Annotated in this window: 1 protein-coding gene (cut by a window edge); it reads left to right on the top strand. The window is 63.5% G+C overall.

Annotated features, from left to right (window positions below; translation table 11 throughout):
- Positions 1-14,512 carry the 3' portion of an SAM-dependent methyltransferase gene (locus H6F46_RS10080; RefSeq protein ID WP_190354652.1) on the top strand. The gene continues 14,498 nt to the left of window position 1, outside the view, so 14,512 of the gene's 29,010 nt are visible here — the last part of the coding sequence; the start codon falls outside the window, past its left edge; it ends in the stop codon at positions 14,510-14,512.

Below are 14,512 nucleotides of genomic sequence, written 5' to 3'. Positions count from 1 at the left end.
ATTGGCTCCTCGGGCGGCGGATTTGCCCCTGCTACTGCCGGCCTCGATCGCCACCTTGCAAATCCTGCAACCCCTCACGGAGGATTGCTGGGTTTATGTGCGGCCTTCGCAAGCACCCATCTCGGAATATTCCTTTGATTTACGGATCACAAACCTGGCGGGCGAGGACTTGATCCGCATTAACACCTTTACCCTCCGTCCCTTGCGCACGGAAGGCAGCTTGCTGGGCACATCGCCCAATGGCCATCCTGGAATTCCGCCTTTGGTTCCGGGGGGCTATGGTCAGGGCCTGTCCCGATCGGGGCTGCCCGTGGGAACTGGGCCGGTTCCTGCCCACAACGGCGCACCTGTGGCCCTCGGCTCAGAGGGGGCGATCGCCCTGGCCGGTTCCCCGGCGGCCCCAGCCAGTGCGGTGGAAGCCGTGCCCTGCTACCGGCCCGTTTGGCAAGAAACTCCCTGGCCAGAGCCGATCGCTCCCGGATCCGGGGCGGTGTTAATGGTGTATGCACCGGGCGATCGGCCCTTGGCAGCGGCCTTGCAAGCACAGCACCCCTCGGCTCCGACCTATCAAGTGCAGCTTGCAGGATCCCGCCAATCCCTGGGCCCGAACCATTGGCAAGTGGGCGCTGAGGCCAGCGATTGGGAGCCGATTTGGCCGCAACTCCCCCCCTTGGAAACGATCTATTTCCTGGCGGCGGGGAGTCGGATCGCGCCCGCCAGCCTTGCGGAACTGACGGCCCTGCAAGATCAAGGGGTGGTCAGCCTGTTTCATCTGATCCAAGGCCTCGATCGGCATCGACTGTGGCGATCGGGAGCGCGGCTGCGGGTGATCACCCAAGATGCCCAAGCCGTGGGAGTCGGGCCGATTCAGCCCTGGCAAGCCACGGTAATTGGCTTCACCAAGGCCCTGTCCCGGGAATTCACGGATTTGGCGGTGACCTGCTTGGATCTCAGCCGGGTGGATCTGGAGCTGGTTGAGCCAATCGATCGCCTTGATTTCACTGATCCAACGAACCCATTCGCCCATCTGGCCCGCCGAATTGCCACGGAACCAGCGGCGGAACCGGGGTTGGAGCTGGCCTATCGGGGAACACGTCGGCTGCGGCGGGCGATTCAGCCCATGGCCTTGCCGCCAGATCCGCGGCCGTTGCCGATTCATCCCGGCGGCTGCTACCTAATCGTGGGTGGCATGACCGGCATTGGTTACGAAGCGGCCAAATGTCTGGCGGCAATCACCGGAGTCAAGTTGATTTTGACGGGTCGCCGCCCTCTCACCGAAGGGCGAGCTGCCCAACTGCGGGAACTCACGGCTTTGGGGGCGATCGCCCAATACCGAGCGGTCGATGTGGCGGATCCCGTCGCCATGGCCGGTCTGATCCAAGAGATTCAGCAAACCTGGGGGCCCCTGCGAGGGGTGATCCATTCCGCCCTGGTGTTGCAAGATGCCAGCCTGCGCACCATGACCCCGGCGGCCCTGCAAGCGGCCCTGGCTCCCAAGGTGGCGGGCAGTTGGCTGCTGGTGGAACTGACTCGCCAACAACCCCTGGATTTTCTGATCTTTTTCTCGTCAGCCAATGCCTTGATGGGGAATGCGGGGCAAAGTAACTACGCGGCCGGTTGCACCTTCCAAGATGCCTTTGCCTTGGCGCTGCCGCCCACGGGGCCGCGGATCCAGATCATTAACTGGGGCTACTGGCGCGAAACGGGCATTGTGGCCACGGAGTTCTATAGCCGACGCATTGAAAAGCAGGGCATTTTGGGCATCAACACCGCCGAAGGGGTGGAAACCCTGGCGCGGTTGTTGCGTTGGGAAGTGCGCCAATGTTTGCCCATGCTGGTTGCGCCGGAAATTTTGGATCAGTTGCAGCTAACGGGCTGGACCACGGAACCGGCAGGGGCGATCGCCCCGCCCATGCTCCCGGCGGCGGCCCAGGCCATGGCCCGGTTTGTGCAAGAACGCCCGATCGCGCCTGAGTCGATCGAGGCCTTCCAGCAGCTTGAGGCCCATGCCCATGGACGACTGCTGGCTACCCTGCGCCAACTGGGGGTGCTGCGATCGGCGGCTGATCGCTGGTCTGTGCGATCGGTGATGACGCAACTGGCGGTGCAGCCCCGCTATGAACGCCTGCTCTGGGCCTTGGATGACTTGCTGATCCGGGCCGGATTTTTGGCGGAACAGGGTGATGGGTTGGGCTTAACGCCCCTGTGCCTCACGCCGGAGATGGATCGCCGGATTGCCAACAGCTCCGCCGAAGCCGATCGACTGCGATCGCGCTACGTGGGCATTGATCCTTGTCTGACCCTGCTCGATCGCTGCTTAGAACGCTATGGCGACATCCTGCGCGGGGCCTGCGATCCCCTCGAGATTCTCTTTCCTCGCGGATCCGCTGCCCAGGTGGAAGGGATCTATCGCGGCAATCCCCTGATGGATTACTACAACGACTTGACCGCCGCCACCGTGGCCGCGGCGGTGGTGGCCGCCCAGCCCACGCCCCAACGGCCCTTCCGCATTTTGGAGATTGGTGGCGGCACGGGGGGAACCAGTTTTGCGGTGCTGAAAGCCTTGGATCCCCATGCCGCCAGCGTTCATTACACCTTCACCGATATTTCGCCCACCCTGGTACACCAAGCCCAGCAGACCTTGGCCCAAGGCCGCTCCTTCTGTGAATTTCGGGTGTTGAATATTGCCCAAGATGTGGCGGCCCAGTCCTTTGCACCCGGTAGCTATGACCTGGTGTTGGCGGCCAATGTGCTCCATGCCACGGAGAGTGTGACCGCTTCCGTGCGCGAGGCGAAACGGCTGCTGAAGCGCCACGGTCTGCTGGTGCTCAACGAAGGAACCCGGGTTCAAGACTTTGTTACCTTGACCTTTGGACTCACGGAGGGCTGGTGGCTGTTTGGGGATGGTGATTGGCGCTTGCCCCACGCGCCGCTCCTGAGTCCCGCCCAGTGGGAAGCCCTGTTGCGGGCGGCCGGGTTCCAATCCATTCACCTGGCGAGTCCTGCCCGGCCCGATGCGGGCTTGCCGATCGAGACGATCATTCTGGGGGCGAGCGATGGTTGGATTGAGTGCCCCACCGTGGCGACGGCTCCCCAAGGGGCCCCCATGGTTCCCGATCGACTGGTTCCGCCATCGGCTCCGGCCGCTGCACCCTCATCGGCGGTGGCGGCTCCCACCCTGGCCGAAGGGGATTCCCGAACGGTGGTGTTGGCCCATTTACGGCAGGTGTTTGGGCAAGTGTTGCGCCTGGAGGGCACAACCCTATCGCGCCAAGCCAACTTCGAGACCTACGGGGTGGACTCGTTGGTGACCTTGGAGTTGATTCGCGCCCTAGAGCAAACCTTTGGCCTGCTGCCCCAAACGCTGCTGTTCCAATGCCCTTCGCTGGATGCGTTGACCCAATGGCTGGAGGCGAATAAGCCTGAGGCGATCGCTGCTTTGGTGGCGGCGGCTCGGCCGGCGGCTCCGTCGGTTGTGGCTGCCCCTGGGTCTTCTGGGGAACTGTCAGCGCCCTCCCCAGGGTTGCCGCCCGCACCGGTTCCAGTACCAGTTCCATCACCACTGACATCTGCGCCCCGATCGACCACTTCAGCCTCAGTCTCAACTTCAACCATCTCAGCCCCAACAACATCGCTGACCCCCACCGCACCCGCACCGGAATTGGCGGGCGGTGGCCAGCCGGTTGCGGAGCCGATCGCCCCAGGGCCCACGAGCCGATCGAGCCAGGGCCCTAGTCAAGATCGATCGATGGCCTCGACGAACCTGGCTGTGGATGATGGGGCGATCGCCATTGTGGGGTTAGCGGGTCGTTACCCAGGCAGTCCGGACTTGGCGGCCTTTTGGGAAACCCTGATCACCGGACGCGATGCGATTAGTGAACCGCCGCCCGGTCGTGAATTTGAGTCGCCCGAATTTGAATTAACCGGGCATCCCACGGCGCGGCGGGCGGGCTGGTTAGGGGCGATCGATACCTTTGACCCACGCTTTTTTGGCATTTCGCCCGTGGAAGCGGCCGGGATTGATCCCCAAGAGCGGTTGTTTATGGAAGTGGCCTGGGCCGCGCTGGAAGACGCGGGCTTAACCCCCAGTACCCTGGTGCGATCGCCCGATCCGGCCGCCCAGCGAGCCGTTGGGGTGTTTGCGGGGGTGATGTATGGCGAATATCAGCTCCTGGCCGCCGAGGCTGCGCTGCAAGGCGATTTTGTGTTGACCGGCGCTTCCCCTTCCTCGATCGCCAATCGCTTTTCCTACTTTTGCAATTTCCAAGGCCCCAGCTTGGCCGTGGATACGGCTTGCTCCTCCTCCCTGGTGGCCATTCATCTGGCGGTGCAAAGTCTGCGGCGGGGAGAATGCCGGGCGGCCTTGGCCGGTGGGGTGAATCTGATTTTGCATCCTCGGCATCTGCTGGCCCTGCATCGGCTGAAAATGTTGGCGAACGATGGGGTTTGCCGTCCCTTTGGGGCCGGGGCATCGGGCATGGTTCCCGGCGAAGGGGTGGGCGTGGTGGTGCTCAAACCCCTGGCCGACGCAGAGCGGGATGGCGATCGAATCTGGGGAGTCATTCGTGGTTCGGCGGTCAACAGTGGCGGCAAGGTGTCGGGCTACACCGTGCCCAACCCCACGGCCCAGGCGGCGGTGATTCGATCGGCGCTTCAGGATGCAATGGTGGATCCGCATAGCTTGTCCTACATCGAAGCCCACGGCACGGGCACGACCTTGGGAGACCCGATCGAGGTGGCGGGGCTAACCGAAGCCCTCGGGACCCATGACCAGCCCTACTGTGCGATCGGGTCGTTGAAGGCCAACATTGGCCACCTGGAGGCGGCGGCGGGCATTGCGGGACTCACCAAAGTGCTGCTCCAGATGCGCCATGGCCAGTTGGCTCCCTCGTTGTATGCCACCGATCCGAATCCCCATATTGCCTTTGACCAAGCCCCGGTGCGGGTGCAAACCCAGGCCACGCCTTGGCAAGCTTGGCCCGGCCTGCCTCGGCGGGCGGGTATCAGCTCCTTTGGGGCCGGTGGGGTGAATGCGCACCTGATTGTGGAGGAATATCGATCGGAATCGGGGCGATCGGGATCGAATCCCGACCCGGCCAGGGCCCAAACCCTGTGGGATCGCCCAGGGATCGATCGCAACGGATCGAGTGCGGGAGACTTGCATTACGGGGAAACTGAACGCAACGGCTTCGATCGCCCTGCCGTTGATTCATTGAATCCAGCGGTGGCCCCGGTCACTGCGGGCGGCCTGAGGGTGTCGGAGGAGGAATACGTGGTGCCGGTTTCGGCCCTCGATCGGGAACGACTCGCAGCTTGGGCGCGCCAACTGCGATCGGTGCTGATTCCAGCTCAAAACTCCCCCCAGCCAGACTCCACCCCCAACCCAGCCCCAGGACTCTTCGCAACGGAAGCCCCGATCGATTGGGTGGCGCTGGTTTGGACGCTGCAAACCGGGCGCGTTGCCCTGCCCTATCGCTTGGCCGTGGTGGCCAAAAATCTCAATGACCTGTTGAGCCAATGGGAAGCCTTTTTGGCCGACGGGCCGATCGCCCAAGGATTGGTGGGGCGTTGCGGGCCAGACGATCGAGTGATTCGCACCCGGCCCGATTCCCCCCTTGCCCTGGCCACCGCCTGGGTTCAAGGGGCCGAGGTGGATTGGGAAGCCCTGTGGCTGGGGCCCAAACCCCGCCGCGTCACCCTGCCGCCCTATCCGTTTGAGTTGCGCCCCTGTTGGTTTCCCCGGCCGGCCCAACCCCTGACCCCTTCGCTCAACACCGGCCGAGTGGAGCCGCTCCCGGCGAGTTCCCCAGCCCGTTCTGCCGATTTACCCTCGACAAAAAAGCCGCCTTCGTCCCAGGGAGCGGTAGGGGTTTTGATTCCCGATTGGCGGGTGATCGCCCCGGAAGCCGCTCCGGGAACTGTGGCCGCTCCCGTGGTTGGTGAAGTGCTCCTCTGGATTGGCCCCGAAGCCGAGGGAGCAGCCATGGCCGCAGCGGTGCAGGCCCATCCCGATTGCTGCCGGTTCCAGCGGGTGATTCAGGTACTCCCGGGCCTGGCCTTTGAACCGCTACCGGGCGATCGCTACCGATTGAACAGCTCGCGGGAATCGGACTTTGGCGAACTGCTGGCTCACTTGGCCCATCAAGGCCTCGCGCCCACCCATGTGTTGATCCGGGGGGTGGCAACGGCGGCCCCGGGTGATGCGCCCCCGCAGGCGATCCGCCAGGGCCTGACCCAAACGCTCTATCCCCTGTTCTACGGATGCCGGGCCCTGTTGCGATCGTCCGAAACCATCCCTAGCCCGGTGTCCTGGATTTATTTGGGAGATGATCCGGCCGCTCCCTGGACGGCGGCGGCGGCGGCCTTCTGTGCCGCCGTGGGCCAGGAAAGCACCCGATTGCGGCCGGCGGTGCTGTCGGGGGTGACGGAGCTGAACCATCCTTCCCGAGACCTGCTGCAAGCGATCGCCCTGCTGTGGCAGCGTCCAGAACTGAACCATCTTCAGTTCCAAGCAACGGGATCTCAGGTGCGCACCTGGCAGTTATTGGATCCCGCGATCGCGCCAGGGAACCCGGCCCCGTCCGGCCTCTGGCAAGGGGGCGGCTGCTATATCCTCACTGGTGGTTTGGGGGCCATTGGCCAACAGTTGGCGGAAGACGCGATCGGCTCGGCTCCGGTGTCGTTGGTGCTGGTGGGTCGATCGCCCCTAGACGATCGCAAAACCACGCGCCTGGAAGCCTGGCGGGTCCAAGGGGCCCAAATCACCTACGTGGCGGCCGATGTGGGCGACTGGGACGGGGCGATCGCCGTGGTCAACGCTGCTCGCCAAACGGGCCGGCCCCTGCGTGGCGTGATCCATGCCGCCGGCCTGATCGAAGATGCGCTTCTGATCCACAAAGACCGGCCCACCTTCGGGCGAGTCTTGCGGCCCAAGGTGCAAGGAACCGTTTATCTCGATTACCTCACGCGCCAGGATCCGCTGGACTTTTTCCTGTGTCTGTCTTCCCTCAGTGCCCTGATGGGGGCCCCGGGCCAGGGCGATTATGCCGCCGCCAATGCGTTCTTGGATGCTTGGATTCAGCAACGGGAAACCCAGCGGCAACGGCAACAGCGATCGGGCGTGAGTCGCACCCTCAATCTGCCCTTCTGGCAAGGGGGCGGCATGGCCTTGACAGAGGTTTCCCAGGCTTGGATGGCGGACATGGCGGGACTGCAACCCCTAACCCCCGCCCAGGGACTGGAACTGATCCATTGGGCCATCCGCCAACCCCATCCCCAAGTGGCGATCGCCCCGGGGGAGCCGGAAAAATTCCAAGCGTTTCTTCAAGGCCGCTGCCAAAGCAGCTCCCCAGCCCCCTCCGCAATACCAGCTCAGGCAGCTCGGCCCCTGGTCGCCAATCCGATGCCTGCGGCTCCCCAGGCGGCTCCGGCCGCGGCTCCGGATACTCTGCCCGTTTTGCGATCGATCATTTCTGACCTGCTGGGGTTGCGGCCCGAAGAAATTGACCCCCAAGCCCGACTGGGAGAATTGGGGTTTGATTCGCTGCAATTGGCGCGCCTGGGTGAAGCCATTCAAAAGCAGCCCTCAGACCGGGTTTTCAATTCAGCCCTGCTGTTTGAAAATCCCACCGTGGCCGCCCTGACCCCGTATTTGCGATCGAACCAAGCGGCGGAACCCCCAGAACCCGCACCCCAACCGACACCGGAACCGACACCGAAACCAACCGATTCCCTGGTGTCCCCCTTGGGGTTGGTGGAGGTTCCTGGGAAGCAATCCCCCGGGGCGGAAATCTCGGCGGTGGAACCAACCTGCACCCCACCCCTGCCCGATCGCTCGGGAGATTTAGCCCAAACCCCCCGATCGCGCCGCTTCAATCCCCAGGAACCGATCGCCATCATTGGCATGGCCGGACGCTTCCCCGGAGCCAACACCCTGGAGGACTTTTGGGACAACCTGGCGGCGGGCGCAGATTGCATTACCGAAGTGCCCGCCAGCCGCTGGAATCCTGACCAATACGCCAGCCAATGCGTCTGCCGTTGGGGTGGGTTTCTGGATGGGGTTGATCAATTCGATCCCCTGTTTTTCCGGATCTCCCCCCGAGAAGCGGTTTCCATGGATCCCCAAGAGCGGCTGTTTCTGCAAACCGCCTGGCACACCCTTGAAAATGCGGGCTACACCCCCGATCGCCTGCGTCAGGCGGCCGATGGCTCCCCTCGTCGGGTGGGTGTTTTTGTGGGCATCACCTGGGGCAGTTATCAGTTGCTCTCGGCCCAAGAATGGTTGCGCAGTAACCAAATTCTCGGATCCTCCTCCTATTGGTCCGTGGCCAACCGGGTGTCCTGGTTTTTGGATTGCAAGGGCCCCAGCTTGGCGGTGGATACGGCCTGCTCTTCGTCCTTGGCGGCCATTCACTTGGCTGTCCAGTCCTTGCGGCGGGGTGAATGTGCCGTGGCGATCGCTGGCGGGGTGAATCTGCTGTTGCATCCTTCCAAATACATTGCCCTGAGCGGTTTGGGCTTCCTGGCGGCCGATGGTCGCTGCCATAGCTTTGGCCAGGGGGCCAATGGGTTTGTGCCCGGTGAAGGGGTGGGAGCAGTGTTGCTGAAGCCCCTGTCGTTGGCGGAGGCCGACGGCGATCGAATTGAGGCGGTGATTCTCGGTAGTGCCATCAATCAAGATGGCCTGACCACGGGCTACACGGTTCCCAATCCCGAGGCCCAAGCGGAACTGATTGAGCTGGCCCTACAGGATGCGGGCATTTCTCCGGCCACCTTGAGCTATTTGGAAGCCCATGGCACGGGAACGACCGTGGGGGATCCTTTGGAATTGCGGGGCCTAGACAAGGCCTTTCGCCGCTACACGGATCAATCGCACTTCTGTGCGTTGGGATCGGTGAAGTCCAACATTGGCCATTTGGAAGCCGCTGCGGGGGTGGCGGGGGTGATCAAAGTGGCGTTGCAGATGCGTCACCAAACCCTCGTGCCCACGCTCCATTGCACACCGCCTAACCCAGTCCTGGACTTCAGCCACAGTCCCTTTGTGTTGCAAACGGCGCGATCGCCCTGGGTGGGTGAGCGTCGGGCCGGCATCAGTTCCTTTGGGGCAGGGGGCACGAATGTGCATGTGATTTTGGCCAGCTATGAGCCAACCCCTGCCACCGTGGCTCCTGCCTCGGGCGATCGGCCCCAGGTTCCCTTGCTGTTGCCCCTGTCGGCCCGTCATCCTGCCGCCTTGGAACGACAAGTGCGGAACCTGGCTCAGTATCTGGAAACCCATGGTGCAACGCTGGCCTTGGCGGATGTGGCGGCCACACTCCACCGGGGCCGTGTGCCCATGGAGTGCCGGGCGGCGGTCATGGCCGATTCGGTGCCAGCGGCAATCCAAGCCCTGAAACGATGGTCGATCGGTGCGCTTGCCAATGCCCTTCCCGCCGCGGCCCAAGCTTGGTTGGCCGGCGGCCCGCTGCCCCCTTGGGAGGGATCGGGGAATCCTGTGCCCCTGCCGGGTTATTCCTTTGAGCCGGAACGGTACTGGCTGGCCCTGCCAGCGGAGCCAACTCCCGCGCCCTTGACCCCACCGCCCCACCGGTTCTATCCCATTTGGCGATCGGCCCCCCTGGAGCGTTGTGCCTCGGCGGCGGCGGTGCTGTTCTTTGCCCCCAATCCAGAGGTGTTGCAAGCGGTGCGCGATCGCCTGGCTCCCCGGGTGGTGATTGGGGTGTTGCCAGGGTCAGGGCCCTTTGAGCCGTTGGCTGCCGACCCCTTGCCCATGGATTTTCGGATCGATCCCCATGCGGCCGAGCACTATACCCGGCTGTTGGCGGCCTGTCCGCCTGTGCAATGCCTGATCCAAGCCTGGGATCTCACGGAGTTGGCTGCGGATTCCCGATCGAACCGGGATTTACAGCAAACGCCTTTGCACCGCATGTTCTTGCTCAGTCAAGCCCTGCTGCAAACCCAATCTGAACCCTTGGATATTCACTATGTGTTTTCCGGGGCGGGGGGCGATGTGCCGGGCCGTGTGGCGGTGGGTGGCTTCCGGCGATCGCTCACGGCCGCCTGTGCTCGCCTGCGGTTGCGCACCATTCGTGTGGAAGCGGCGGTCAAGGATTGGGCTGGGATTCTGACCGATGAGGTGCAGACCCCCTGGATGGATGCGGACATTCTCTATCGTCTGGGGAAACGCTACGGCGAAGACTGGGTGGCCTGGGAGGCTACCGCTACGCCTGCGGTGACCTTGCGCCCTCGCAGCGTCATTTTGGTGACCGGCGGGGCCGGGGCCCTGGGATCTCAGGTGGCGCTGTATTTAGCCAGACACCATCAAGCGCGATTGGTGCTGACCGGGCGATCGCCCCTGTCTCCGGCGATCGAGGCGCAGTTGGCCGCCATTCGTCGGGCCGGCGGTGAAGCACGCTACTACGCGGTGGATCTCACGGATCTGATCAGCATGGAAGTGATGGTGGCCCATGTGACCACGGAATGGGGGGCGATCGAGGGCTTGGTTCACTGTGCGGGTCTTCAGGGGCAGGCGGCCTTGGGATCCCTCAGTTGGCCGGAGTTTGCGGCGGCGTTGCGTCCCAAAATCCTGGGCACTCAGGTGCTCCAAACCGTTTTGGATTGGTCGTCGCTCTCGTTACGGATTCTGTTTTCATCCCTGGCGGCGGTGGCAGGGGACTTGGGCAGTTGTAACTATGCCTGCGCCAATCGCTATCTTGATGCGATCGCGGAGGCCAACGGCGGCGTGGCGATCGCTTGGCCCCTGTGGGCCGAAGGTGGCATGACCCTCGATCCCCAGTCCCAAGATCTCTATCTCGCGGCCACGGGGCTGCGACTCCTGCAAACATCCGCTGCCCTGCAAGTCTTGGCGGGGTTATTGGCCTCGGAACATACCCGGGTGGTGATTTGCGATGGGGATCCGCCCGCCCTGGAACGGTTGTTGCGTCCTTGGTTGCCCGGGGTGGTTCCGGCAGCGACCACACCACCCCCGATCGCGGCAACGATCGCCGAGCAGAAGACCCCGGCGATCGCCCCACCCACGGTTGCTCGGGTCACCCGTGATTTAACCGATTCATTAACCACCGAGCCATTAACCACCGAGCCATTAACCACCAACCCATTAATCACCGAGCCATTAACCCAAGAATTGGCCGAGATGGCGGGAGCTGTTTTGGCGATCGCTCCCCACAAACTCCAGCCCCAGACTCCCTTCAGTGAATACGGGTTTGATTCGATGCTGCTGCGGGAATTTGCCACGCGCATTAACCGGCGCTACGCGATCGATCTGAGTCCTTCCCTCTTCTTCCGGGTGGGAACCTTGGCTGCCTTGGCTGAACATCTGCAAACAGACTATGCCAGCGCGATCGCGGCGGTTTTGGTTCCCCCCGAGGTTGATGGGGCGGCGCTGAGTGATGAAAATGCCGTGGTCGCCACGCCCCCAGCGCCCGCCGGGCCCGTCGCGTCGGCCTTGCCCGATCAAGACTCCGGCGTGGCCATCATTGGCATCAGCGGCCTGTTTCCCGGTTCTCCGAGCTTGCAGGACTTTTGGCAAAACCTGGCAGCGGGCAAGGATCTGATTGTGGAAACCCCGCCGGAGCGTTGGGATTGGCGGGACTGTGCTGCCCAACTGACCGGGACCGGCCGGGAAGAGGCTGCCCGCTGGGGTGGGTTTCTGACGGAGGTGGCCACCTTCGACCCGCTATTCTTTGGGATTTCTCCCCGGGAAGCGGAGCAGATGGATCCCCAACATCGGCTGTTTTTGCAGCAGGCCTGGCACGCCTTGGAAGATGCGGGCATTCGGCCCTCTTCCCTGGCCGGCAGCCGTACCGCCGTGTTTGTGGGGGTGCAGATGAATGAATATGTGGAGCGGTTTGGCCCCGACGCGGGCCCCCAAGTGGCCACGGGTAACGCCCACGCCATGATTGCCAACCGGCTGTCCTATCTGCTGGATCTGCGCGGCCCCAGCGAAATTATTGACACCGCTTGCTCTAGCTCCCTGGTGGCTGTGCATCGGGCGGTGCAGGCCATCCGCTCCGGTGAGGCCCCCTTGGCGATCGCGGGGGGTGTGCATTTGCTCCTGTCTCCCACCGCCGTGATGATGGCGGCGCGGATGGGGGTTTTGTCGCCGGAGGGACGCTGCTACACCTTTGATGCGCGGGCCAATGGCTATGTGAAGGGCGAAGGCGTGGGCGTGGTCTGCCTCAAATCGTTAGCCCAAGCTCGGGCCGATCGCGATCATATCTACGGCGTGATTCGGGCTTCTGGGGTGAACCATGGTGGCCATGGCATGTCCCTGACGGCTCCGAACCCTCAGGCCCAGGCTGATTTGATCGCCCAGGTGTATCAGCAGGCGGCGGTGGATCCGGCTTCCATTACCTTGATTGAAACCCACGGCACGGGGACGGCCCTGGGAGACCCGATCGAGGTGGATGCCCTTACGGAGGCCTTTGGTCGGCTAACGGGCCCCACCACGCCCGAGGGAGCCGATCGACCAGTTCCCCGCCGTTGGTTGGGATCGGTCAAAACCAATATTGGCCACCTGGAACCGGCTTCCGGCATTGCGGGGCTGCTGAAGGTGGTGCTGGCGATGCAACACCGCCAAATTCCGCCCACGCTCCATCAACAATCCCTGAATCCGTTGCTGCACCTGGAGCGTGGCGGGTTCCAAATCCCGATCGCCCCGCAGCCCTGGGAACCGGCGATCGACCCCTCCGGGCAAGCCGTGTTGCGGGCTGGGGTCAGTAGCTTTGGCTTTGGTGGTGCCAATTGCCATCTGTTGCTAGAGCGCGTCTTGGATTCGGTAGCCACCCCCGCGCCGGCCCTGGCCGAGCCGCAGCCGGAAGTGATTCCCCTGTCTGCCAAAACACCCCAAGCCCTCCGTACTGCAGTGGCGGCCCTGCGCGATGCCTTGCAAACCGAAGGCGAGCGCTATGCTTTGGCCGATGTTGCCCATACGCTGCAAACCGGCCGGGAGGCCTTGGCCCAGCGGGTGGCCTTTGTGGCCCCCGATTACCCGACCCTGTTTGAGCAGATGCAAACCTGGCTGGCACAGGGGCAATGGCCGATCGGGGAGCTGATTGAAACATCGCCCCTCGCGCAATTGGCCCAAGCCTGGCAAGCCGGTCAGGCGGAACTCAGCGCGATCGCCCAGGCCAGCGATCGCCCCATTCCTCCCCAAAAAGTCTCCCTCCCCGGCTATCCCTTTAGCCAAACCCGACATTGGATTCCCCGATCGCCCAGTGCGGTTGCAGCAACGGGGGCTGAAGCGGTTTCGGAGGCGGTTTCGGAGGTGGTCTCGGCAGCGGTTTCCACGGCCGTTTCCGCTGGCCTGGTGACCCCCGCCGGTTTGGCCACGCCTGCTCCCACTGCCATGGCCACCCTTCGATCGCTTCTCAGCCAGACCCTGGGCCTGGATCCGGCGTTGCTCACCGAAGATACCGATCTGAGCACTGTGGGGGTCGATTCCTTGGTGCAAGCGGATTTGCGGCGATCCCTCGAACGGCTATGGGGGCGATCGCTGCCCGCCAATTTGTTCTTGGCGCACCCCACCCTGGCGCAACTGCAAGCGGCCCTTGGCTCCCCGCCTGCGCCCGCCGCGCCCGTCGGAGCCAGCCCCCTAATGGTGTTCCACGACCAAGGATCCCAGCCCGCTTCCTTCTGGATCCACGGTGCGCCGGGAGATACCAACTGGCTCCAGTCCCTCAGCCAATCCCTGGGGCCAGATTTCCCCCTGATGGGCATTGAAGCCAATGAATCCGTGCCCCAAGAGAGCATCACGGCGATGGCCGCACATTACCTGTCGCTGATTGAAACCTTTCACCCCGCGATCGACTATCGCTTGGGGGGATACTCATTCGGTGGAACGGTGGCCGTGGAAATGTGTCGCCTGCTGGAGCAGCGGGGCCAGTCTGTTACCGATCTGATCCTGCTGGATACCTATGCGCCCGGTTCCGAAGACTTGCGATCGATCAAGGAGCACCCCGCGATCGTTGATCCGGCCTTTGCTCCCCTGTTGATCACCAACCTGCTGGTTCACCGCTGGCGTGGTTCTCGCCCCCTGAGTCTCGACGATTTCCAAACCGTCACCCCAGCGGACTACGCCAGCCTGATGACCGATCACCTGGCGGCCTGTTCTCCCCTGCGCCCAGAGCAACTGCGGCGACTCCTAGACAAAAATCTGCGGTTGGCCGCTCGGCATGATCGCCTCCTCAGCGCCTATCACCCCGAACCCTTTGCCTGTCGGGCGCGGGTCACCCTGTTCCGCAGCACCTTGGGCTTCACGGCGGCCGACAATCCCCTCGCCCTACCGGCCATTCAGGTAGACCTGGCCGACTCCCCCGCCATCTGGCAAACCCTGCTCCAAACCCCCATCACTACCCACGACATTGCGAGCGATCACTTCGGGTTGCTCGCGGGGGCGGCTGGCCAATCGGTGGCTAATCAGCTCAAGACCCTGCTCGGCCACCGCCCGATCGCCACGGGTTTTGCGGAAACCGCGCTGCCAAAATCCGGCTGA

The organism is Limnothrix sp. FACHB-1083 (assembly GCF_014696485.1).
Taxonomy (GTDB): domain Bacteria; phylum Cyanobacteriota; class Cyanobacteriia; order CACIAM-69d; family CACIAM-69d; genus CACIAM-69d.
Note: the sequence above shows the minus strand (reverse complement) of the source record. Positions and strands in the feature narration are given on the sequence as shown.